The 23,750-nt window shown below is 43.0% G+C and carries 21 protein-coding genes and 3 pseudogenes; 14 read left to right on the top strand and 10 right to left on the bottom strand.

All coding sequences use genetic code 11. The features are described 5' to 3' along the window. Positions 1 to 3 precede the first annotated feature (3 nt). Positions 4 to 315: a BolA family protein gene (locus tag CKV74_RS05080; protein WP_007242921.1), complete on the bottom strand. Its 312-nt coding sequence runs from the start codon at positions 313 to 315 to the stop codon at positions 4 to 6. A 78-nt stretch (positions 316 to 393) separates the two neighbouring features. Here CKV74_RS05080 and CKV74_RS05075 point away from each other — a divergent pair, with 78 nt between their 5' ends. The 8 genes from CKV74_RS05075 (at position 394) to CKV74_RS05040 (ending at position 7,919) form a co-directional block, all read left to right on the top strand. After that, positions 394 to 993 (top strand): YajG family lipoprotein, encoded by a 600-nt coding sequence (locus tag CKV74_RS05075; RefSeq protein WP_095176826.1) that lies wholly within the window; start codon positions 394 to 396, stop codon positions 991 to 993. A 309-nt stretch (positions 994 to 1,302) separates the two neighbouring features. Continuing rightward, positions 1,303 to 2,250, top strand: a complete 948-nt coding sequence (corA, locus tag CKV74_RS05070) for a magnesium/cobalt transporter CorA (protein WP_007241920.1) — start codon at positions 1,303 to 1,305, stop codon at positions 2,248 to 2,250. Then, positions 2,250 to 2,825 (top strand): YggT family protein, encoded by a 576-nt coding sequence (locus CKV74_RS05065; protein ID WP_007241951.1) that lies wholly within the window; start codon positions 2,250 to 2,252, stop codon positions 2,823 to 2,825. Before corA ends, CKV74_RS05065 begins: the two co-directional genes overlap by 1 nt. 128 nt (positions 2,826 to 2,953) lie before the next feature. Continuing rightward, positions 2,954 to 3,241 (top strand): DUF167 family protein YggU, encoded by a 288-nt coding sequence (gene yggU / locus CKV74_RS05060; protein ID WP_007241999.1) that lies wholly within the window; start codon positions 2,954 to 2,956, stop codon positions 3,239 to 3,241. Between the two features lie 142 nt (positions 3,242 to 3,383). Beyond that, positions 3,384 to 5,972, top strand: coding sequence for a leucine--tRNA ligase (gene leuS, locus CKV74_RS05055; RefSeq protein WP_095176825.1), 2,589 nt, complete (start codon positions 3,384 to 3,386; stop codon positions 5,970 to 5,972). Positions 5,973 to 6,025: 53 nt separating this feature from the next. Continuing rightward, a complete protein-coding gene (locus CKV74_RS05050; RefSeq protein ID WP_007241989.1) occupies positions 6,026 to 6,526 on the top strand; it encodes an LPS-assembly lipoprotein LptE in 501 nt (166 codons plus the stop codon). Then, positions 6,523 to 7,557 carry a DNA polymerase III subunit delta gene (holA, locus tag CKV74_RS05045; RefSeq protein ID WP_039847778.1) on the top strand — a complete coding sequence of 345 codons (1,035 nt, stop codon included), beginning with the start codon at positions 6,523 to 6,525 and terminating at the stop codon, positions 7,555 to 7,557. Before CKV74_RS05050 ends, holA begins: the two co-directional genes overlap by 4 nt. A 101-nt stretch (positions 7,558 to 7,658) precedes the next feature. Next, a complete protein-coding gene (locus CKV74_RS05040; RefSeq protein WP_095176824.1) occupies positions 7,659 to 7,919 on the top strand; it encodes a DUF5339 family protein in 261 nt (86 codons plus the stop codon). A 56-nt stretch (positions 7,920 to 7,975) separates the two neighbouring features. Here the strand turns inward: CKV74_RS05040 and mutT are convergent, their stop codons facing one another. From mutT to secM, 4 genes and pseudogenes are all read right to left on the bottom strand, one after another. Next, on the bottom strand, positions 7,976 to 8,374 hold the full coding sequence (gene mutT / locus CKV74_RS05035) for an 8-oxo-dGTP diphosphatase MutT (protein WP_007242015.1): 399 nt from the start codon (positions 8,372 to 8,374) through the stop codon (positions 7,976 to 7,978). A gap of 130 nt (positions 8,375 to 8,504) precedes the next feature. Then, positions 8,505 to 8,594, bottom strand: a pseudogene (locus CKV74_RS10675) (SEC-C metal-binding domain-containing protein); the annotation flags it as partial. A 77-nt stretch (positions 8,595 to 8,671) separates the two neighbouring features. Further along, positions 8,672 to 11,216 (bottom strand): annotated as a pseudogene (gene secA, locus CKV74_RS05030) (preprotein translocase subunit SecA); the annotation flags it as partial. A gap of 70 nt (positions 11,217 to 11,286) precedes the next feature. Next, positions 11,287 to 11,601 (bottom strand): secA translation cis-regulator SecM, encoded by a 315-nt coding sequence (secM, locus tag CKV74_RS05025; protein ID WP_007242010.1) that lies wholly within the window; start codon positions 11,599 to 11,601, stop codon positions 11,287 to 11,289. 76 nt (positions 11,602 to 11,677) lie between these two features. Between secM and CKV74_RS05020 the strand changes: the two genes are divergently transcribed. After that, positions 11,678 to 11,998 (top strand): DciA family protein, encoded by a 321-nt coding sequence (locus CKV74_RS05020; RefSeq protein WP_007241941.1) that lies wholly within the window; start codon positions 11,678 to 11,680, stop codon positions 11,996 to 11,998. 33 nt (positions 11,999 to 12,031) lie between these two features. Here the strand turns inward: CKV74_RS05020 and CKV74_RS05015 are convergent, their stop codons facing one another. From CKV74_RS05015 to aroK, 3 genes are read right to left on the bottom strand one after another with little or no spacing between them, the layout of a single operon-like run. Beyond that, positions 12,032 to 12,883 carry a Dam family site-specific DNA-(adenine-N6)-methyltransferase gene (locus CKV74_RS05015; protein WP_007242027.1) on the bottom strand — a complete coding sequence of 284 codons (852 nt, stop codon included), beginning with the start codon at positions 12,881 to 12,883 and terminating at the stop codon, positions 12,032 to 12,034. A gap of 29 nt (positions 12,884 to 12,912) precedes the next feature. Further along, the gene (gene aroB / locus CKV74_RS05010) at positions 12,913 to 14,001 is read right to left on the bottom strand and encodes a 3-dehydroquinate synthase (protein WP_007242008.1); all 1,089 of its coding nucleotides are present in this window, start codon (positions 13,999 to 14,001) and stop codon (positions 12,913 to 12,915) included. A gap of 9 nt (positions 14,002 to 14,010) precedes the next feature. Continuing rightward, the gene (gene aroK, locus CKV74_RS05005) at positions 14,011 to 14,553 is read right to left on the bottom strand and encodes a shikimate kinase AroK (protein ID WP_007241987.1); all 543 of its coding nucleotides are present in this window, start codon (positions 14,551 to 14,553) and stop codon (positions 14,011 to 14,013) included. A 262-nt stretch (positions 14,554 to 14,815) separates the two neighbouring features. Here aroK and CKV74_RS05000 point away from each other — a divergent pair. From CKV74_RS05000 to CKV74_RS04980, 5 genes and pseudogenes are all read left to right on the top strand, one after another. Then, positions 14,816 to 15,647 (top strand): annotated as a pseudogene (locus CKV74_RS05000) (ZIP family metal transporter). A gap of 223 nt (positions 15,648 to 15,870) precedes the next feature. Beyond that, positions 15,871 to 18,291, top strand: a complete 2,421-nt coding sequence (pgaA, locus tag CKV74_RS04995) for a poly-beta-1,6 N-acetyl-D-glucosamine export porin PgaA (protein WP_095176822.1) — start codon at positions 15,871 to 15,873, stop codon at positions 18,289 to 18,291. A 15-nt stretch (positions 18,292 to 18,306) separates the two neighbouring features. Continuing rightward, on the top strand, positions 18,307 to 20,223 hold the full coding sequence (gene pgaB, locus CKV74_RS04990; RefSeq protein ID WP_007242035.1) for a poly-beta-1,6-N-acetyl-D-glucosamine N-deacetylase PgaB: 1,917 nt from the start codon (positions 18,307 to 18,309) through the stop codon (positions 20,221 to 20,223). An 8-nt stretch (positions 20,224 to 20,231) separates the two neighbouring features. Further along, positions 20,232 to 21,467 (top strand): poly-beta-1,6-N-acetyl-D-glucosamine synthase, encoded by a 1,236-nt coding sequence (gene pgaC / locus CKV74_RS04985; RefSeq protein ID WP_095176821.1) that lies wholly within the window; start codon positions 20,232 to 20,234, stop codon positions 21,465 to 21,467. A gap of 2 nt (positions 21,468 to 21,469) precedes the next feature. Continuing rightward, positions 21,470 to 21,760 (top strand): hypothetical protein, encoded by a 291-nt coding sequence (locus CKV74_RS04980; RefSeq protein ID WP_039847777.1) that lies wholly within the window; start codon positions 21,470 to 21,472, stop codon positions 21,758 to 21,760. A 241-nt stretch (positions 21,761 to 22,001) separates the two neighbouring features. On the opposite strand, the gene ndk is transcribed toward CKV74_RS04980, so the two are convergent. Further along, positions 22,002 to 22,421, bottom strand: a complete 420-nt coding sequence (gene ndk, locus CKV74_RS04975) for a nucleoside-diphosphate kinase (RefSeq protein WP_007242016.1) — start codon at positions 22,419 to 22,421, stop codon at positions 22,002 to 22,004. Between the two features lie 13 nt (positions 22,422 to 22,434). After that, positions 22,435 to 23,739: an aminopeptidase PepB gene (gene pepB / locus CKV74_RS04970; RefSeq protein WP_007242025.1), complete on the bottom strand. Its 1,305-nt coding sequence runs from the start codon at positions 23,737 to 23,739 to the stop codon at positions 22,435 to 22,437. Positions 23,740 to 23,750 lie beyond the last annotated feature (11 nt).

Below are 23,750 nucleotides of genomic sequence, written 5' to 3'. Positions count from 1 at the left end.
CGTTTAGAGACCAACGCCGGCACAATTCGGCGATTTAGGAAAAGCCTCACCGGCCAGTTGCCATTCCGCAGGCGTATATAAATGCAATGCTAAGGCATGAATACCGTTTTTCAAATCATCGGCAAATAATTGATAAAGCTGTTGATGACGTTGCACTTTGCGCATACCTTCAAATGCGCTGCTGACAATCACCAATTTAAAATGGGAATCGGCACCACGTCCCGAACTGTGCATATGGCTTTCATTTTCTACCGTCACAAATTCAGGATGAAAGGCTGCCTGAATACGGGCGTAAAGTTCGTCTTGTTTTGACATTTTGCTCTCCAAAAGCTATACATTGGCGCGCGAGTTTGCCACAATAATCAGGCTTTTGCCAAATCAATTGAGGAAATTATGAAATTAACCCATAAAATTAAAACCTTATCCGCTCTGCTTATCGCTGCCGGCGCAGTAGCCACCAGCGGTTGTGTATCACAATCCAACACCTTAAGTTTCACTCCGCCGGCACCAACCGCTTCAATGAACATGGCGCAATCGGCGATCGTTACCGTTAGCAGCAAGGACAGCCGTAGCAACTCGGATATCGCGAGCTATACTCGCATGGGCGAATTGGTCAAACTTAATGCCCAACCTGCACCGGCGCAATTATTCCAACAAGTCATGCAACAGAACTTGGTTAGCAAAGGATTTCGTATCGGTTCACCAAACAATGCCAATGCCGGCGTAACCATGGAAGTAAAATCCTTCAATGCTACCGTCGAGCAAGGCAATCTTCGCTATAACATCAATACGAAAATCCAAGTCGTGGCTTATGTACAAGGCCCAAGAGGCAACTTTAACAAAGTCTTTAACGCCACTCGTTCCCAATCCGGCGCCTTTAATGCCAACAATGATGAAATCCAAAAAGTGTTAAACGACACCTTTAAAAGCATCGTGAACGATATCTATCAAGATCAAGAAGTTGGTGCAGCAATTAATCAGTACGTTAATTAATTGTTTTTTATTCTGGCTTAAATCCGGCGCGCCCCTTGACGGGCGCGTTTTCTGCGCGTATTATGCGCCCCGATTTTTTCACCAGAAGGACACACACTTTGGACAGTCACAGTCGATACCGAATATCGCACTAGACTCCGCCTGAATTTATCGGCGGCGTCGCCGGTAAGACATTTACCTCCCTTTTTCGGCATCTTGCATCAAACGAAAATCTATAATTTAACCCAATCACCGCCCGCGTGCGGCGTAATTCGTTTGACCTTTTTTGTTCACAGTTAGCTGTTCATAATCCTCTCAGGAGTATGACCAATGATTAACGCATTCGCTATTGAAGACTCCCGCCTCATCCGTATCGATGACGAGCAAAGCGATCTCAATGCCGCCGTTTGGCTAGATCTGCTTGAACCGACCATGGAAGAACGGGATATGTTGCAGGAAAACCTCGGCCAAAGCCTCGCCTCTTATTTAGAATTGGAAGACATCGAAGCATCCGCTCGTTTCTTTGAGGACGAAGATGGCCTGCACTTACACTCCTTTTTCTACTGCGAAGATGAAAATAACTTCGCCGATCTCGCCAGTGTAGCGTTCACCATTCGTGATGGTCGTTTATTCACTCTGCGCGATCGCGAACTGCCGGCATTCCGCCTTTATCGGATGCGCTCGCGTAGCCAGCGTTTGCTCGAATGTAATGCCTATGAGGTGTTATTGGATTTATTCGAAACCAAAATCGAGCAATTGGCTGATGTCATTGAAAACGTCTATGCAGATTTGGAACAATTAAGCCACGTTATTTTGAAGGGAACTCAAGATGAGGCCTTTGATGATGCGCTGGGCACCCTCACTGAACAAGAAGATACCAGTTCCAAGGTGCGCCAATGTTTGATGGATACGCAACGTGCGCTGAGTTTCTTAGTACGTAAAACCCGTTTACCGACCGAACTTTTAGAGCAGGCGCGGGAAATTCTACGCGATATTGAATCCCTACAACCGCACAATGAATCCCTGTTCCAAAAAGTGAACTTCCTCATGCAGGCGGCCATGGGTTATATCAATATCGAACAGAATAAAATTATGAAATTCTTCTCGGTGGTTTCCGTAATGTTCCTACCGGCAACACTCGTGGCCTCCACTTATGGGATGAACTTTGATGTCATGCCGGAATTGCATTTCAAATACGGTTATCCAATGGCTCTTGGCCTCATGATGCTAGCAGCATTGACGCCTTATATTTACTTTAAACGCAAAGGTTGGTTGTAATGGCTTTTTCCCAAACTTCACAATTTTTAATAAGCAGTATTGGTTCAATCATTAACTTATATTGCATCATTTTAGTCTTGCGGGTGTGGCTACAATTGGCCCGGGCGGACTTCTACACACCACTTTCGCAATTTGTGGTGAAATGCACCCAGCCGGTTCTAGCCCCACTACGGAGCGTATTCCGACCGATTAAAAATGTCGATATTGCGGCATTAGTGATGATTTTTATCTTAAATGCACTGAAATTCGTATTATTCATCTTGAATTTCGATATTGTCGGTATTGTGCTATTAGGCGTTCTCGGTATTATTAAATCGATTGGCGTGACCATATTTTATGTGCTACTGCTTGGCGCGCTCCTCAGTTGGTTTGCACAAACAAACGCCGGCGCGAGTATTTACTTCCAAATTAATCAGCTAAATGAACCACTATTACGTCCGATCCGCCGCATTCTACCGACTCTTGGCATGATCGATTTTTCACCGATGGTCGTACTGTTAGTTTTATTGTTGTTAAATAATTTGATGTTGGATTTATTAGGTAATCTATGGCAGCTTTGGGTCTTCGCGGGTTAATTCTCGCGAACTTTAGATTTTTACCATACCCTAATAAAATCAAATACTTACAAGCATTTTCTAAGAAAACTTTTATTTTCATGGGGCGTTTATTACGCCCCATTTTGTCTCTTTCCACATAACAAACGATGTCCGCAATTGAACAAACCGCCGAGGGCTTACGCCTGCATATTTTGCTACAACCAAAGGCCTCCAAGGATCAAATCCTTGGTCTGCATGGCGATGAACTTAAAATCAGTATCACCGCACCACCAATTGATGGCCAGGCCAACGCGTATTTGGTGAAATTTTTAAGCAAATTATTCAAAGTACCCAAAAGTACCATTATCTTAGAAAAGGGTGAACTCAATCGTCACAAACAGGTTTGGATTCCAGCGCCCAAATTGCTCCCTCCGGAGATTCAATCCCTGCTCTAAAAAGCCCTGCAAAACCCTGCTTTGTAACGGCTCTTTTTGTGCTCTCCTCTACCATTCTTAAGCGTTTTAAGCTATCCTATGCGCGTTTTTTTATCCGCTTTACCGCCACATTTCCGGCGGTGTCTATTTAAGGTGATTTTCTATGCAACAACATTACCGTCCCGATTTGATTGAACCTGCGGTTCAGCAATATTGGGCTGAAAATAAAGTCTTCAAAGCCATCAAAGATACCTCTAAAGAGAAATACTACTGCCTTTCAATGTTCCCTTACCCATCTGGTCGTTTACACATGGGCCATGTGCGTAACTACACCATCGGTGATGTGGTTTCTCGTTATCAACGTATGAATGGCAAAAATGTGTTACAGCCGATTGGTTGGGATGCATTTGGTTTACCGGCTGAAGGGGCTGCAATTAAAAATAAAACTGCACCTGCAAAATGGACTTACGAAAATATTGAATACATGAAAAACCAGCTCAAAATGTTGGGCTTTGGTTATGACTGGGATCGCGAAATTGCGACCTGCCGTCCAGAATACTATAAATGGGAACAATGGTTCTTCACTGAGCTTTATAAAAAAGGCTTAGTGTACAAAAAAACCTCAACCGTAAACTGGTGTCCGAACGATGAAACCGTGTTAGCTAATGAACAAGTTCACGAAGGTTGCTGCTGGCGTTGCGATACTCCTGTGGAACAAAAAGAAATCCCACAATGGTTCATTAAAATTACTGATTACGCTGAACAATTATTAGGTGGGTTAGACCAACTACCACAATGGCCGGATATGGTAAAAACCATGCAACGTAACTGGATCGGCCGTTCTGAAGGGGTGGAAATTACTTTTGATGTGGCAGATACCGCAGAGAAAGTTGCGGTTTATACGACCCGTCCAGATACCTTCTATGGCGTAAGCTATTTAGGTATCGCAGCTGCTCACCCATTAGCAGAATTAGCAGCAGAAAAAAATCCTCAATTGGCTGAATTCATCCGTGAAGCAAAAAATGCCAAAGTGGCAGAAGCAGACCTTGCCACTATGGAGAAAAAAGGGATGGCAACCGGCTTATTCGCCATTCATCCATTAACCGGTGAAAAATTACCGATTTGGGTCGCTAACTTTGTATTAATGCATTACGGTACTGGCGCGGTAATGGCAGTTCCAGCGCACGACCAACGCGACTTTGAATTTGCTCAAAAATACGATTTACCAATTAAACAAGTAATCGCACCGCTTGCCGATGAAGAAATTGATTTAACTAAACAAGCTTTCGTCGAACACGGTAAATTAGTTAACTCAGCTGAGTTTGATGGTTTGGATTTTAATGGCGCATTCAACGGTATCGCAGACAAATTAGAAAAATTAGGCGTAGGTAAACGCCAAGTGAACTATCGTTTACGTGACTGGGGCGTTTCTCGTCAACGTTATTGGGGCGCCCCAATTCCAATGCTCACCTTAGCAAACGGTGAAACCGTACCGGCACCAATCGAAGATTTACCGATTATTCTGCCGGAAGATGTGGTCATGGATGGCGTGAAAAGTCCAATTAAAGCGGATCCTAACTGGGCAAAAACCACATTCAACGGTGAGCCTGCATTAAAAGAAACCGATACCTTTGATACCTTTATGGAATCCTCTTGGTACTATGCGCGCTACACCTCACCAAGCTATGCTGAAGGCATGTTGGATAAAGAGGAAGCTAACTACTGGTTACCGGTGGATCAATATATCGGTGGTATTGAACACGCGACCATGCACTTGCTCTATTTCCGTTTCTTCCACAAATTATTGCGTGATGCAGGTTTCGTAAGCAGCGATGAGCCGGCACAAAAATTATTATGCCAAGGTATGGTGTTAGCCGATGCATTCTACTACACCAGTCCAACCAACGAGCGTATTTGGGTGAGCCCAACGCAAGTGACCCCTGAGCGTGATGAAAAAGGTCGTATTATCAAAGCCACTGATCCGGAAGGTCGTGAATTGGTGCATACCGGTATGACCAAAATGTCGAAATCTAAAAACAACGGTATCGACCCACAAGAGATGGTGGAAAAATACGGTGCAGATACCGTGCGTCTCTTCATGATGTTCGCGTCTCCTGCAGAAATGACGCTTGAATGGCAAGAATCTGGTGTTGAAGGGGCTAAACGTTTCTTAGGTCGTGTATGGAATTTAGTGTATGAATACAGCCAAAATCCTGCAAAAACCGCTTTAGATGTGACCGCACTTTCTGCAGATCAAAAAGCACTTCGCCGTGATGTGCATAAAACAATCGCCAAAGTGAGCGATGATATTGGTCGCCGTCAAACGTTCAATACCGCTATCGCAGCAGTGATGGAGTTAATGAATAAATTAACCCGTGCGCCATTAGAAAGCGAACAAGATCGTGCGGTTATGGCAGAAGCATTGAGCGCTGTGGTGCGTATGCTTTACCCAATCACACCACATATCTGCTTTGAATTATGGAAAGCTTTAGGCAACGAAAGCAACATCGACCATGCAGAATGGGTGAAAGCTGACGAAGCTGCGATGGTAGAAGACGAAAAACTTATCGTGGTACAAGTCAACGGTAAAGTTCGTGGTAAAGTGACTGTTGCAGCTGAGGCGGATGAAGAAACCGTGAAAGCGGTTGCATTTGCAGATGAAAATGTGAAGAAATTTACCGAAAACACACAAATCCTAAAAGCGATTTATGTGCCGGGTAAATTATTAAATATGGTAGTTAAACCGCAATAATCCGGCAATGCGGTATGGGCATATCCCATGCCGCAATTTGAAAGGAAACGCTTATGATGAAATCAATCAAAACCCTCGGTTTAGTTGCTGCAACCGCGCTACTCACCGCTTGTGGATGGCATTTGGATAACGGTGCTTTGGTTCCCCCGGAATTACGTACCCTAGCCTTTGAAAGTAGCGATCCTTATGGCGAAATGTCGATGGCATTACGCCGTCAGCTACAAGCCAATAACGTCAATATTGTGCCTGCAACTCAAGGTGTTCCGGTATTGCGTTTGAATAAGGAATCAACCTCAAATGATGTTGCATCCATTTTCAAACAAGGTCGTGAAGCGGAAAAAGTACTTGCATTAAACGTAGAAGCTAGCGTGCGCCTGGCTAATGGTAATACCTATCCGATCAGTACCAAAGTCAACCGCACTTTCTTCGATAACTCTCGTGCTGCCTTAGCTAAGTCGGCAGAACGTGATGTGATTTGGAACGATATGCGTAATCAGGCTGCGCGCCAATTGATCGGTAAAATGGCAGGCCTACAACATAGTACTCAACAATGATTCGTATCTTCCCTGAGCAGCTTTCTCAACAGCTAGCACAGCGGCTTGCACCCGTCTATCTGCTGGCTGGAAGCGATCCCTTGTTGCTTGGGGAATGCGAAGCACAAATTAGCGAACAGGCGACAATAGCCGACTTTAGCGAAAAAGAGCGACTTACCATCGATAGCAATACCGATTGGGATGCGCTGGAACAGTCCTTGCAGGAAGTCGGGCTTTTTTCTAATAAACAAATTCTACTATTAGAATGTCCGGAAAACCTCAATGCTACTCAGCAGAAAAAGTTACAACAGCTAATTTCCCTCCTCCATGAAGAACGACTATTGATTCTTGTTCTCCCTAAATTAAATAAAACCACCGAACAACAGGGCTGGTTTACAACGCTAAATGAACGTTTTCCCAATAGTCTGTTGATCAACTGCCAAACTCCAACTCCGGAAAATCTACCTAAATGGTTAGCCGGCAGAATTAAAACAATGGGATTACAGGCCGATAACGAGGCCATTCAATTGCTTTGCTATAGCTATGAAAATAACCTGCTCGCCCTCAAACAGGCACTACAGTTGCTGGATTTACTATATGGCGATAAAAAGCTTAATTATGTCAGAGTGCAAGCTGTGGTGGAGCAATCCTCGGTATTTACACCATTCCAATGGGTAGATGCCCTATTAGCCGGCAAGGCGGGAAGAGCCAAGCGTATTTTGCAGGGATTGCAGGCGGAAGATGTCCAACCGATCATCCTGTTGCGCACCATACAACGCGAACTCTTGGTTTTGTTGGAATTAAGCCGCCCACAACAACCTTATCATTTACAAGATAAATTACCGCAACAGACATTAAAAGCCGCTTTTGATCGGCTCAAAATATGGCAAAATCGTCGTGCTTTGTTTACTCAAGCGGTGCAACGTCTAACCTACCATAAACTCTATCTTTTCTGTCAACAGCTTGCCGAAATAGAACGTAGTGCAAAACAGCAGTTCAACGGTGATATTTGGCAACAACTGGAAGCCTTTTCCGTCGAATTTTGCGCTTGATCACAATCTTTAGAAATTGTTGTGTTTTTCAGGATTGAAAGGAATACAATAAGCTGTCGTCTAATTCCAGATGACGTTTTCAAACCAAATTGGAGAATAAAATGAAAAAAGTACTATTTGCAGCATTATTATCCGCTTGTGCAATGTCAGCATCTGCGGCTTTATCTCAAAGCTGTGAAAAATATTTTGCTGAAATCGATACCTTCGTAAAAGCAGTACCTGCGGACCAACAAGCCATGCTAAAACAACAATATGATGCAAGCAAACAACAATTGTCTGCATTACCAGAAGCAGCTCAAGAGCAAGCTTGTACCCAAGCCACTGAACAATTGAAACAAGTTAAAGCGGCAATGGTTAAATAATTAAGCTTTTTTCTAGTAAGACCCGATACATATCGGGTCTTTTTTATTGATGAGATTTAGGATTCCGCTAATAGACGCTGAATAAGCTTGGCATTGGCCGGTGGAAACTGCGCAGGATCCAAATCCCGTTGTTCCAACCAGAATCCTTCTTGCCCCTCGCGGCCAAAAGGCTCACCGATCCATTCGGTGACAAGATAAAAACTGAAATCTAAAATTTTCGTCGGATATTCAAATTGAAAACGTTCATATAATTCGGCGTTTAGTACATGAATACCAATTTCTTCTTCCAATTCTCTTTTTAACGCTTGCTCGGGTGTTTCACCCGTATCCACTTTGCCACCGGGAAATTCGAGGGATTGGGCAAAATCTTGCCCTTCTAAACGTTGGGTTAAATAAATTTGTCCAAATTCATTACGAATAATACCGGCAGCCACCTGTCGTCGGGGTTTGTCCATAAGTTTATCCTTTATAAAACGGGGGCCTTAAACGCCCCCTCGATTTAAAAAGTTTTGCCAAAAACAACTGCTAAGTCATTGATTTTATTAGAGATAGATAAAAAACCTATTTTCCCTTTAAAATCAAGCCCTAAGCATAACGGGCACGATTACCGTGGCAATGTTTATATTTTTTACCACTACCACATGGGCAAGGCTCATTACGCCCGATGTGCTGATCGGCATAAGGATCACTACTTTCCTGTGTGTTATTGGCCGTGTTTGGTTCATCACCTAATTCGCGATAGCTAGCCGCTTCGCGTTCTGCCGCCTCTACACGTTGGCGCTCACTTTCCTCAATTTCTTCCTGAGTACGCACTTTCACGCGGGTTAGTGTGCCAATCACATGATGTTTCAAGGAATCTAGCATTTCCGTAAACATCCGGAAGGACTCTTTTTTGTATTCCTGCTTCGGATCTTTTTGTGCATAACCGCGTAAATGAATACCTTGACGTAAATAGTCCATAGACGCCAAGTGCTCTTTCCAAAGTTCATCAAGGGTTTGTAACATCACGCCTTTTTCAAAATGGCGCATAGTCTCTGACCCCGCTAATACTTCTTTGGCTGCATATTCATCTTCCGCTTCCTGAATGATCCGTTCGCGTAGATTTTCCTCATGTAAATTGTTGTTTTCTTCCAACCAATGGGCGATCGGTAGCGCTAAACCAAATTCTTGTAGCAAACGCTCTTCCAAGCCTTTGATATCCCATTGTTCTTCCAAAGATTGCGGTGGAATATATTGATCAATCACATCATTAAACACATCGCTGCGAATGGCTTTGATGGTGTCAGAAATATCATCGTTATCCAATAAATAGTTGCGTTGCTCATAAATGGCATGACGTTGGTCATTAGCCACATCATCATATTCAAGCAAATTCTTACGACCATCAAAGTTATAAGCTTCCACTTTTGCTTGAGCTGACGCAATCACTTTTGCCAATAGTTTGGATTCCATCGCCTCGCCCGGCTGGGTAAAGGCTTTACGCATCATATTAAGTTTACCCTCAGTGAGATAAATGCGCATCAAACCATCATCCAAGGACAGATAGAAACGGGAAGAACCCGGGTCACCTTGACGACCGGAACGGCCACGCAACTGGTTGTCGATACGACGCGATTCATGGCGCTCAGTACCGATAATATGCAAACCACCTGCGTTCTTCACGATCTCGTGATTCTTCTCCCATTCAGCTTTCAAGGCATCAATCTGTGCAGCGGTCGGGCTTTCTAATTTAGTGGCTTGTGCTTTCCAGTTACCGCCCAAAATAATATCGGTACCACGACCGGCCATATTGGTAGCGATAGTGACAGCACCCGGTGCACCGGCTTCAGCTACGATTTCCGCTTCCTGTTCATGGAATTTAGCGTTTAGCACATTATGCTTAATCCCTGCTTGATTTAATGCGTTAGAAAGCAATTCTGATTTCTCTACCGACACCGTACCGACTAATACCGGTTGTTGGCGGGCCACACAATCTTTGATGTCTTCAATGATCGCATCGAATTTATATTGTTCGTTTTCAAACATAACATCGGTGCGGTCATCACGAATCATCGGACGATTGGTTGGAATTACTACAGTCTCCAAACCATAAATTTGTTGGAACTCAAAGGCCTCGGTATCCGCAGTACCGGTCATCCCGGCCAAGCGGTCGTATAAACGGAAGTAGTTTTGATAGGAAATCGAAGCGACCGTTTGGTTTTCACTCTTAATTTCTACTTTTTCTTTTGCTTCGATTGCCTGATGCAAACCATCGGACCAACGACGTCCTGCCATCGTACGACCGGTATGTTCATCAACGATCACGATTTCACCGTCTTTTACGATATAATCCACATCCCGTTCAAACAGGGTATGTGCTCGCAATGCCGCCATTACATGATGTAATAACATAATGCGGCCCGGTGAATAAAGGGAATCACCTTCTGGCATTAAACCTTGAGCAATCAACCAATCTTCAACTTTTTCCTGACCACGTTCGGTGAGGTAAGCCTGTTTAGTTTTCAGATCAAGGGTATAGTCACCGTCACCTTGGAATTCTTCAGTATCTTCTTTTTCCTGTTTAATCAAGATTGGGATTAGTTTATCCACCGCCATATAGAGCTCGGAACTATCCTCCGCCTGACCGGAAATAATCAATGGTGTACGGGCTTCATCAATTAGAATTGAGTCCACCTCATCCACTAACGCATAGCCTAAATGACGTTGAAAACGTTCTTCCTTGGAATGGGCCAAATTATCGCGTAAGTAGTCAAACCCCAATTCACTGTTGGTTGCATAAGTAATATCTGCAGCGTAAGCCGCTCGTTTGGCTTCTGGTGGTAAACCCGGTACATTAACACCAACAGTCATCCCTAAAAATTCAAATAATGGACGGTTGGTTTCAGCATCACGACGCGCTAAGTAATCATTCACAGTCACCACATGCACGCCTTTTCCTTCCAAAGCCATCAAATAGGAGGACAAGGTGGCTGTTAGGGTTTTCCCTTCACCGGTACGCATTTCTGCAATACAACGGTTGGTCAATACCATCCCACCAATTAGCTGCACATCAAAATGGCGCATTCCCATGACCCGTTTACTGGCTTCGCGCACGGTTGCAAAGGCTTCCGGTAAAATTTGTTGTAGGGTTTCACCATTTTGTAAGCGAGTGCGAAATTCATCGGTTTTCGCTTTTAATTGGTCATCACTTAAAGCTTCAAATTGAGGTTCAAGTTTATTGATCTTAGCAACCTGTTTTCTCAATTTACGTAAAATACGATCGTTACGGCTGCCAAAAATTTTAGTTAAAAAGCTCATATAGTCTCTCTTAAAATAAAAACAAAAAATTATAGCGCCAAAAGACTTTGGCACCTGTTAGCAAAATGTTTTAAGAGAATAAAGGCCCTGCGCGGATTGGCGCATGTTGAGGGAGAAAAGAGAAGAATACATCGCTCTGATAGCGAGGGGTAAGCATTCTTTCAACCGCATGTGAGGAAGTGTGCGGTTGCAATGAACCTTGACGTAACTCCCGAACGGTAGCCAAGGTTTCTGAAACAATGCTTTGGGTTTCAGTTTGATAATTACCACCTACCATATTGGTGTTAGCGGTATCTAATTCTTGTGCGACAGGTAGCGCAAAAAACGCGATAACGCTGAATAGCAATCGCGACCAAAAATGCGGTTTAATTTTGCTTGTTTGCATCTGTCATTGTCTCGGGCAAAAATTGCGTGTATTGTAACGGAAATTGTCTAGACTGTCATATTATTGGGGTAATTTTATGCAAAACAAGTCTCCGCGTTATCACAAAGCAATGAATATTGTTGATGTGTTGGAAGGCTCTCAATTTGCTAAAATTATGCAGAAGGGGTTACAAATTAACGAAACCAACGAAAAGCTGCGCCCGCTCTTTCCTGCTGAACTACTGCCCTTTTTACGATTTGGCAATATCTCCAATCAGACGCTTTTTATTGAAGCAGCTAACGCCATGGTACGCCAAAGTATTCTATTTCAGCAGGCTCGTTTACTCACTCAAATTCAAACACATTACCCTGATATTCAACGGTTTGAGATCAAAATCAACCCAAATCTTCAATCCTAGACATGATTTCCGCAATGCGTCCCGACAAACTGGTTAGGCGCGAAATACTGCAATTAATTCCTTCACTTTAACCCGGCGCTCGGCGCTTTGACTAATTGAGCGTTGTACTTTGATCCGCTTAAATTTGGCTCCCTTATAAATTTCACGGGTAAATTGAGTATCATGATTTGAAATCACCACACAAATTTGCCGCTCTTTTTGTGCCAGTAAAGCACATTCAGCCAAGGCCTTTTGCTCATTAAAACCAAAATTGTTTCCTGCATAACCTGTGAAATTAGAATCCTGCGGTAAGGGGGCATAAGGCGGATCACAATAGATCACGCAATGTTTATCGGCTAAGGTAAAAGTCTGTTGAAAATCAGCACAAATAAACTGAGCATGTTGCGCTTTATGGGCAAAATAACGTAATTCATCTTCCGGGAAATAATGATTCTTGTAAGCGCCGAAAGGAACATTAAATTCATTTTTACTGTTATAACGACAAAGTCCATTAAATCCAAAACGATTTAAATACAGAAAGAGCACCGAACGCTCGAAGGGATCCGTTGAATGATTGAATTGGCGTCGCTTTTCATAATAATAAGCTGCACTATTGGCATTCTCGGCAAAGAAAATCGGTTTACAGGCAGTAATATAACCCTCAACATCATCCTTAACGATATTAAACAAATGAATTAAATCGGGATTAATATCCGCCAAGATATAGCGTTCAAAATGAGAATTCAGAAACACCGCCCCAGCACCAACAAAGGGTTCAATTAGGCATTGTTTATTTTTCGGAAAGGTTTTATTAATGTCATCCGTTAAGCGATACTTACCGCCCGCCCACTTCAGGAACGGTCGGTGTTTAATATGCGCATTAGTTTTATTTTTAGGACGCGGCATGACAAGGATGGGGACGGAAAAATTACCGCTTAATCACATTGGGTACAACGACGAATCGCCGTAAGCACCAGCTCTTTATCCGTGTCGGCCGCCACATAGGCTTGACCGAGGGATTTTAATAGAACTAGACGTAATTTACCGGCTAATACTTTCTTATCACGCATCATATGCGGTAAATAATCTTCTGGTTGCATAGCATCCGGTGAAACCGTTGGCAAATTGGCTCGAGCAAATAATTTTTCTAAACGCGCCACATCCTCAACCGAAAGATCGCCCAATAACTCGGATAATGCTGCCGCCATCATCGAACCTGCAGCAACCGCTTCCCCATGCAACCAATTACCATATCCTAAATGGGTTTCAATCGCATGACCAAAAGTGTGCCCTAAATTAAGCAACGCACGATCGCCTTTTTCCGTTTCATCACGGGCAACCACATCGGCTTTAATCTGGCAACAACGAGCAATACAATATTTTAAGGATTCCTGATTTAAGGCTACCAATTCATCAATATGAGCTTCCAACCATTCAAAGAACGGATAATCCAAAATCGCACCATATTTGATGACTTCGGCAAGACCGGCATTCACTTCACGTTTAGGCAAAGTATTTAAGGTGAGCGTATCAATAATCACTGCTGATGGCTGATAAAACGCACCAATCATATTCTTGCCTAATTCATGATTGACTGCCGTTTTACCACCAACAGAAGAGTCTACTTGAGCAAGTAAGGTCGTTGGAATCTGAATAAAACGGACACCGCGTTGATAACTCGCTGCCGCAAAACCCGCTACATCACCAATAACACCACCACCTAACGCAATAATCGTAGTATCACGACCATGGTTATGTTTGAGCAGTGCCGTAAAAATAAGATTTAAGGATTCTAAAGTTTTATATTTTTCACCATCAGGCAAGAGCACTGATTCTACCGAACATCCGATAGTCGTTAGTGTTTTGCGTACGGTTTCCAAATAATAGGATGCCACTGTCGGGTTACTAACGATCATCACTTTATCGCCTGATTTGAGGGGATAACTAGATGCGTCCTGGAGCAATCTCTCCCCAATAGAGATGGGATAACTGCGTTCTTTTAACTCAACATTGACACACAACATCTTCTTTCCTTAAAGGCCGCTATTTAAGCCATTTAAATTATCAATTAAATCCACAATCTGATTCACCATCACCTTGGCATTTTGCTCATCAGTAGGCAACGTAATATCAGCTACCTCTTCATACAGCGGATTACGGATTTTGGCTAAATCTTCCAATACTTGGCGGGGATCTTCTGCACCTTGCAGTAGTGGACGATTTTTATCCCGTTGAGTTCGTTGATATTGTTTATCGACGGTGGTTTGTAAATAAATCACAATACCGCGGGCGGAAAGATAATTGCGGTTTTCCTTCGACATGATTGCTCCGCCACCAGTGGACAGCACAATTCCCTGCATTTGGGTAAGTTCATTAATAATTTTTTCTTCGCGTTTACGGAAGCCTTCTTCGCCTTCCAAATCAAAAATCCAGCTGATATCCGCGCCGGCGCGTTCTTCAATAACCGCGTCCGAATCCAAAAAGTCCATTTTCAACTGCTGCGCCAACTGACGCCCAATTGTGCTCTTTCCTGCGCCCATTGGGCCAACTAAAAAAATATTACGAGTTTCTGCCATTGTTATTTTTCTAATACTAAAAAAGTGATAAACATGTGTAATCCCCGGTTCTAATACGCTATTTACATCGCAATCGACATTCTGCGCTAAGGAGACCACCCTAAAAAATGATCGGGGATTATCGCAATAAACCCCCTCCTTTTTCAACCTTTCACCGCATTTTATTTGCACAACAGAATCAGTGGGTCATACCTATCAGATTAAGAGATTGTGCTTTAATTCGGCGGTAAGTATAGTTAGGGTGCATTTTTGTGGAGTAAAAATGAACGCACTATTATCTTTTCATCCGGCCCTTCTAGCGCTATTCGCCGGATTATTTACCTGGTTATGCACCATTATTGGCTCCGCACCAGTTTTTTTGTTTAAACAAGTCAACCGCAAATTCCTTGATGCTATGATGGGATTTGCCGCCGGTGTCATGATTGCAGCCTCCTTTTGGTCACTGTTAGAACCCTCTCTCGAATTTGGTAAGACCAACGGTGATACCTATTACTGGCTTCCCACTTTAATCGGTTTTTTACTTGGTGGCGGATTTTTACGCCTAGTCGATTTTGTGGTGCCCCACTTACATTTAAATAAGCCAATTGAAGAAGCCGAGGGTCCGTCAATAAAAAAAGGCTTATCAAAATCCATGTTGCTATTTCTAGCCATCACCATTCATAACCTTCCCGAAGGTTTAGCCGTGGGCGTTGCCTTTGGCGCACTAGCAACATTGGGGGACGGTATCGACGCCATGCCGGTATTAATGAGTGCAATTGGACTCACTCTCGGCATCGGTCTGCAAAACATGCCGGAAGGTGCAGCGCTTTCCATGCCTTTACGGGCGGAAGGGAAAAGCCGCCTAAGCGCTTTTTTTATATGGAAGTTTTTCCGCGATTGTCGAACCTATAGGGGCTGTCATTGGTGCACTATTTGTCATCAGTATGACTTCTATCTTACCGTATGCATTGGCTTTTGCCGCGGGCGCTATGATTTTTGTGGTGGTCGAAGAACTGATCCCTGAATCACAAAGCAATGGTAATACGGATTTATCAACCTTAAGTCTGATGCTCGGGTTTGCCCTGATGATGGTTTTAGATGTTGCTTTTGGCTAAATTTCCATTTTTAACCAACACTAATAAAATCAATGACTTACATCACATTTTAGGAAAAACTCTAAAAAACAAAAGGGCGTTTCTAGTGCCTACTCATGTTATTTCAACATTTTGTCCTTAGTACGGCTTAACTGGTTCGACCTTTTAAAATAGAACTCAGCCGATAAAACTCGGTCAGAACGTAAAGTCTCTAGATGTAATATAAGAATACCGGATTTGTACTATGAAACTTTCATCCTCTACGATGAGGTCTGTGCTGTTGAGCCTTTGCACCGCCACAACAGCCCCTTCTCTTCTAGCTAACCAAACACCTACTGATGTTGCTCGTGAAAAAATCATCATCTTTTCCCGTCAAGGTGATGCACAGTTGCAACAAGCCATTTCACAATTGGATGCGCTTTATCAACGCACCAACGATCGCAAAGTGCGTGATGATCTAATCGCGCTTTATCTACGTAGCGGTCAATCCGCTAAAGCTTTACAGGTTTGTCCCGAATGCTCGCCTTCCCAATTATCGGAAAGCGAATTAGAAAACCTAGGAAAAGCCGCTCGCAATGAAAAACAATTTGAACGCTCCTATGCGCTTTATGAGCAATTGGCTAAAAAATTCCCGAACAATCAAAATGGTTGGTTAGGTACAGCCTTAGTTGCTACCGAATTAAAACGCTATCCGGCCGCGAAAAATGCTTTGGCCAACTATAAAAAACGTTTTGGCCAAAATGGCGGTTTTAAAGATGCTCAGAATTATTTCTTAGATGCGTCCGAAGCCGATATGGCAAAACTCGGACGTTGGCAATCCATGTTGGAGAAAGATCCGAAAAATGCTGACTTGGTGCGCAATCTTTACCGTTTAGCATCTAAATATAATATGCGTCCGCTACAAGAAAAATTAATGCGCGAGCATGGCGATTTGTTCAACACTAAAGATAAGTTATGGCTGGAACATGATGGAGCCATCGTCTCAGCTAAAATTGCACAAAATAATCGCGAATTAAATAATTCCTTTGAGCGTCTAGGCGCTCTACTCGGTAATTTGACCCAAGACAATCCGCTTTATCCGCAAACCCTAGCGGATCACTTTGCTCTCGGGGTACGTTTGGGTAAATTGAAAGACATACGCAAAGATTACGAAGAATTACAAAAACAAGCTAATCCGCCGGCTTATTTGGAAGAAGCCTTTGCCGATTATTGGGCGCAAAAAGGCTCTCCACATGAAGCCTTGAAGCGCTATCAAGCAATTGAGCAAAAACTGTTGGATAAAAAACAAAAACCGTCCGATGGGTTGCTCTTTAAGCTTGCCTCCAGTGCCAGCGATGCAGGCAAATTCCCACTTGCCCAACGTTATTTGGAGCAGGTGAGTAACAATTCTTCAATCAACGACTATACCCATACGACACGAATTACCAATCCGTCCTATGACATGCGCTATTTTGGCTTAGCTCGCCTTGCATTATGGCGCGGCAATGCCTCATTAGCCCAGCAAATGATCGATAAACGGGCTTTAGAACAAACTCCCGGCGACCCTTGGGTATTAATGCAAAAAGCTGAATTGGAACGCAGTAGAAATAATTTTGATGACGCTGAATATTGGTTAAATCGTGCCGCCGTATTCTTTACCGAAGCGGATCAAAAAGAAATACGCTATGCGAAAACAGAACTGGCCTTAGCCAAAAATGATTTACCCACAGCAAGCCGCTTAGTTTCCGGTTTCACTGAAAATGAACGAATGGAAGCGAAATCGGTAATCGATAACTACGAACTAGCCCACTCCGGCCGTATCGTTGGCGCTGTTGGTATTCAACATCGAACTTCTGCACCAACCAAACAGGGCAATGAAAGCTCACAAAATTATGCTATCTATAGCCCGAAAACCGCTGACGGCCATGATGTTTACGTGCGCTATGGCGAAACCCGCTCACCGGTATCAGAAGAAACCCTTACTGCCCGTTTCGTTGGTGCTGGTACGGAATTAAACTTTTATCCGTTTAACCTTAACTTAGAAGCAGGTAAAGGTATTCATTTGAACAAACGCGGCTATGCGTTAGCCAACTTAGACTACGAATTAAATCAACATTGGGATTTTAGCCTAAGTGGCCATTATAATGGGGTCAATGTACCGGCCAGAGCTGCCGCACAGGATGTGTATACCCGAGGCGGCGGTTTTTCTGCGGCCTATACTTATTCAGATGTTTTACGGGCCGGCGCCGGTGCTTATCTGACCCGTTTTACGGACGGCAACCTACGTCGAGATCTGAATTTCTGGTTAAATACCCAAACGTTCAAACATGACCGTTGGACATTAACCAACAGTTTCCGTATCGACCATACTAAAAACAAACTTATCGATACGGCTAATTACTATAATCCGTCAAAAGCGCTTGGCTTAGATTTCGGCGCTGATTTAAGTTACTACCAGCCACTTGATCACCGCTTGATCTTGACTCACCACCTTAAAGGTAACCTAGGCTCTTACAAACAGCAGGATTTGCCGCGTGAAAGAACTTGGTCGGTCAGTTATGGGAATGAGTGGCGTATCGGCAAAAAATACGGTATATCTTATGAATTCGGACGTAAGAAAAATATCTACGATGGTGCCGCTGAATATAATAATTTCGGAAATTTAAATTTCTCTTTGTATTACTAATACTTGGTGTTTTTTATGAATCTCTCTAAAAAGTTAAAACAACTGTTAGTTTTTTCTCTTGCAGTATTCTCAACAACCGCATTCGCCCAAGATTACTATAGTGTATTGGGCTATCACTCGGTGGTTGATGATACAGCCCCAAAGGAAGAAAAGAACTTTTTCCCACAAACTCTTTCTGCTTCTATGTTAGTCAACCACTTCAATTGGTTGAGACAAAATGGTTATAACATCATCAGCTGGCAGCAAGTGATTGATGCTGAAAATGGCAAGGGCACTTTGCCAGAAAAGGCTGTTCTGCTCAGTTTCGATGATGGTTATAGAACCATGTATAACGTGATCTATCCAATCCTTAAAGCATACAACTACCCTGCTGTATTTGCCCCTGTGGTTGGTTGGATCGATACTCCGGCGGACGGAAAAATTCACTACGCCAATAAAATGTTACCACGCAATTTATTCGTCACTTGGCAAGAAATTCGTGAAATGGAACAAAGTGGTTTAGTGGAAATCGCCTCACACACCTACGACTCGCACCATGGCGTACTCGCCAATCCGGGGCGTAGCCAAATTCCTGCGATAATCTCCCCAACATACATCGACAATAAATACGAAACCAAAGCAGAATATAGACAGCGTTTAACACAGGATTTCACTCAGTCAGCACAAAGTATTTACCGCAACTTAGGTAAACCACCAAGAATTATGGTATGGCCTTACGGTAAATTTAACGAGACTGCTGTTGAAGTCGCCAGACAGGCAAAAATGCCCCATCACTTTGGTCTTGGTGAAAAAATCATTAACAAAGTCGGTGATAAGCATGTTGGTCGCTTGTTAGTCACCGCTGAAACTGATTTCGCGACAATGAAGAGCTTCCTTGACGGTATTGATGATGAAAGCAAAATTCAACGTACCGTACATGTTAACTTAGACTCTATTTACGATGACAACAAAATCCAGCAGGCCAAAAATTTAGATAAACTAATCGACCGCATTTACAAATACGGTGTGACTACCGTTTATCTACAAGCCTACTCCGATCCCGATGGTGACGGTGTGGCCGATGCACTTTATTTCCCAAATAGCTACTTACCGGTACGCGATGATATTTTCGGACGTATTGCCTGGCAATTGGAAACTCGTGCCGGCGTAAAAGTATATGCCTGGATGCCGGTACTTGCTTTTGACATCCGCGCCAAAGTACCAAATGCACAATTTGTCACCGATAGTCGCACCGGCAAACCGGCAACCGATAAATCTTTGCGTTTGTCGCCTTACGATGCCAAAAACATTGAAATTCTTAAATCGATCTATAACGATTTATCCTTCTACGCTAAATTCGATGGTATTTTGTTCGGTAATGATGCATTCCTAACCGATTTTGAAGGCCAACCAAGCCACAGCGAGGGAAATACGGTAAGCGATGCGGCTAAGCAAAAAACTCAAGATTTAATTAAGGTAACGGATCAATTAGCGAATACGTTAAAACCTTATGTGATGGATGGTTCCCGTGGTTTGAAAACGGCCCGTAATCTTGATGCTATAACAGTCGTAAATCCTAAAGCAGAGGAGTGGTTTGCGCAAAACTTACAAGCCTTTACCAAGCATTACGATAAAACCATCGTCATGGCGATGCCATATATGGAAAATGAACAGGTTATTTCTGATGGCGCGGCTAAAGATTGGTTAAAAAACCTAATTGAAAAAGTACGTGAGAGCGTACCATTGGAAAAGGTATTGTTTGAACTACAAGCTACCAACTGGCGGACAAAAACCCCTGTTCCGGAAAAAGAACTTATCGATTGGATAAAACTACTGCAGCAATACAATATTTACAGCTACGGTTACGAACCCGATAATTTCATTAGCAATCAACCGGATATGCAAAAAATGAAGCCTTATATGTCCGTTAATACTAGCGCAGCCAAGCCTTAAGGATTCATATGAGTATATTAGAAATCTTAGGGATCTTTGTTTTCATCTACCCTGCCGGTATGGCAATCTATTGGGTAATGGCGGCGCTCTGCTATTATGTTTTTATGGAAGGGAAATTAGGTACGCCACCATTTCAGAGCATGCCTAAGGAAGAAGTGCCCATGGTTAGTGTAATGATCCCTTGCTATAACGAAGGGGATAACCTTGATGAGGCAATTCCCTACTTATTGCAAATACATTACCCAAACTATGAATTAATCTTTATTAACGATGGCAGTAAGGACAATACCGCTGAAATTATCGATCGTTGGGCCGACAAAGATTCTCGGGTTGTAGCCCTTCATCAAGAAAACCAAGGCAAAGCCAGTGCGTTAAACCATGCGCTGCTTGTTGCCAAGGGGAAATATGTCGCCTGCATCGATGGCGATGCCGTATTAGACTACGATGCCCTTGATTATATGGTGCAGTCCCTTGAGCTCAACCCGAAATATGGCGCGGCTACAGGTAACCCACGAGTACGCAATCGGAGTACGTTACTCGGCCGTTTGCAGGTATCTGAATTTAGTTCGATTATCGGCTTAATCAAACGGGCTCAATGTCTAATGGGAACAATCTTCACTGTATCCGGTGTTTGCTGTTTATTCCGTAAAGATGTGATGGAGCAAATCGGCGGTTGGAGTACCAATATGATCACCGAAGATATTGATGTCAGCTGGAAAATTCAAACGGCAGGCTACAATATTATGTATGAACCGCGGGCGCTCTGCTGGGTGCTAATGCCTGAGCGTCTTGGAGGCCTTTACAAACAACGTTTACGTTGGGCTCAAGGCGGCGCAGAAACAATTATGAAATACTTCCCACAGGTGTGGCGCTGGAAAAATCGTCGCTTGTGGCCGATGTATGCCGAATATTTTGTCACGGCTATTTGGGCGGTGCTATTAGTCTCGCTATTAGCCGTGTCATTATATAGAAAAGTCGTAATGGGCGTAGATATCTACAATTGGGGACTATTTGAAACCAATATTGCCATTATGTTCTTTTCATTTTTCTTACAATGTCTCTTAAGTTTATATATCGATTCACGATATGAAAAAGGCTTGCTGCAATACAGCCTGTCCTGTATTTGGTATCCCTATGTTTATTGGTTGCTAAATACAGTTACATTACTGGTAGGTATTCCGAAAGCCATCTTTCGTAATAAGGCCAGATTGGCCGTTTGGACAAGCCCGGATAGAGGAGTTTAGTTATGTCATCCGTAGAACTACAAAGACTCATGGTCATTAATAAAGGAAAGCACCTTCCAATGAAGATGAAATTTAAAAGCGTCCTCTTGGATATCCTCACTTGGGTATTATGGATTTATATCATCACGTTTGTGATTCGTTATGCACAAGGAATTTTCACCCAACCCGTGTTGGAAACGTTTTTCTTTGTTGATGTTATTGGGTTGATGTTTGGTGCCGCTATCTTACTGGTACTTTTGGCTTATTTTTGGTCAATTATTACCGTTGAGAAAACCGAAAAGTCGAAGGCCTAATTTAATGCCTGATGAATGAAAAACGCCACTGCTGTGGCGTTTTTTTATGTGTTTTATTCAGAAAAATAACTAGAAAAATTCATTTTTTAAACCATTCCTAATAAAATCAATAACTTACATTCTATTTTTAGAAAAATCTCTGATTTTCGTGGGGGCGTTTCGACAGCTCAAAGGAACGACTAACAAATATTAAAGCGATGTCCAAATAAAAAGCCTCCGCATGGAGGCTTTGTGGTATCAATTATTCTTGGATTTCATTGGCCACGAAGAAATAGGCAATTTCCCGTTGGGCGCTTTCGATACCATCCGAGCCATGCACCGAATTCTCCTGTTGACTCAAGGCAAAATCTTTACGAATTGTCCCCTCTGCCGCATTCGCCGGATTGGTGGCACCAATCAAGGCACGGTAATCTTTCACGGCATTTTCTTTTTCCAACACCGAAACCACTATTGGACCGGAAACCATGTAATCGACTAGTGACTCAAAAAATGGTTTGCCTTGATGTTCGGCATAAAAACCTTGTGCTTGCTCTTTGGTTAATTGCAACATTTTTAGCGCAACCACACGAAACCCTTGCGATTCAAAACGCCCTAAAATAGTACCGATTAAATTACGCTTTACTGCATCAGGTTTAATAATTGAAAAAGTACGTTCTGTCATAAAAAAATCCCACTTAAATTGACTTTGTTAATAATAAATTCGCTAAGGTTTTCACACCGATTCCGGTTGCTCCAACAGCCCATAAATCACTACCGGATTTACGATAAGTTGCCGAACAATCAATATGCAACCAATGTTGTTGATAGTTTTTCACAAAATACGATAAAAATGCCGTCGCGGTACTTGCTCCCGCGCCCACCGGCACCGTACCGGTATTCGCAATGTCCGCAAAGGAAGAGCTAATTTGAGCTCGATGGAATTCTTCAAAAGGCAAACGCCAGAAAGGTTCATTTTCTTCTGTAGCAGCCTGGAACAGGCTCTTCACCAACTCATCATCCATCGACAGTGCGCAATGGTAGTCATTTCCCACCGCTACTTTTGCGGCTCCGGTTAAGGTAGCACAATCTACAATAAATTGTGGATTTTGACTATCTGCTTCAATTAAACCATCCGCTAATACCAAACGACCTTCCGCATCGGTATTTAAAATTTCAGCAGTCACACCATTTTTATAGGTGATAATATCGCCCAACTTAAATGCATTACCACTCACAAGATTCTCGGCACAGCATAAATACAGTTTTACCCGTTGATTTAAACCGCGCGCAATTGCTAGCCCTAATGCGCCAGTTAATAGTGCTGCGCCGCCCATATCAGTACGCATAGTGCTCATACCATCACTTGGTTTGATACTATAACCACCACTATCAAAGGTAATGCCTTTACCAACCAAGCAAGCCAATACCGGCGCATCCGGATTATCGGTTGGGTTATAATCTAATTGCAACATTGCAGGTGGATTGGCTGAACCTCGTCCCACGCTAAAAATGCCTTGATAATTCTGCTCATTCAGCGCTTCACCGGCAATAATCGTAAAACTGACTGCATTTTTATCAGCATAATTTTCAGCTTGTGTCGAAATAAACTCCGCTGCACGTTCCGCTAATTTAATTGGGGTAAGTGTTTGTGCCGGTTCATTAATAATTTCACGTACAAAATCACTACATTCAATACGGGCTAATAATTCATCTTGTGGCCCATCATCTAAATGAGGAAACTCAATCGAATAATCTTGCTTCGCTGTATAAAAACCTTGATAAAAAGCCCAACTATTTTCCAATTGCCAAGCTTCACCGACCAACTCAACATCTCTAATACCTTGACTGCGCAATTTACGTGCGGCCTTTTGAACTAGGGCGAGATTAGATTTCTCATCCTCTTTAAGATGAATAACGGCTTGCTGCTCTTGATTAAAACTTAAGACAGCATTCTTGCCCCAATTATCGGAGGCCGGGGAGTTTGAAAGGGTAATTTGCATTATGATTTTCC

This window comes from Haemophilus pittmaniae (genome assembly GCF_900186995.1).
Classification (GTDB): domain Bacteria; phylum Pseudomonadota; class Gammaproteobacteria; order Enterobacterales; family Pasteurellaceae; genus Haemophilus_D; species Haemophilus_D pittmaniae.
Note: the sequence above shows the minus strand (reverse complement) of the source record. Positions and strands in the feature narration are given on the sequence as shown.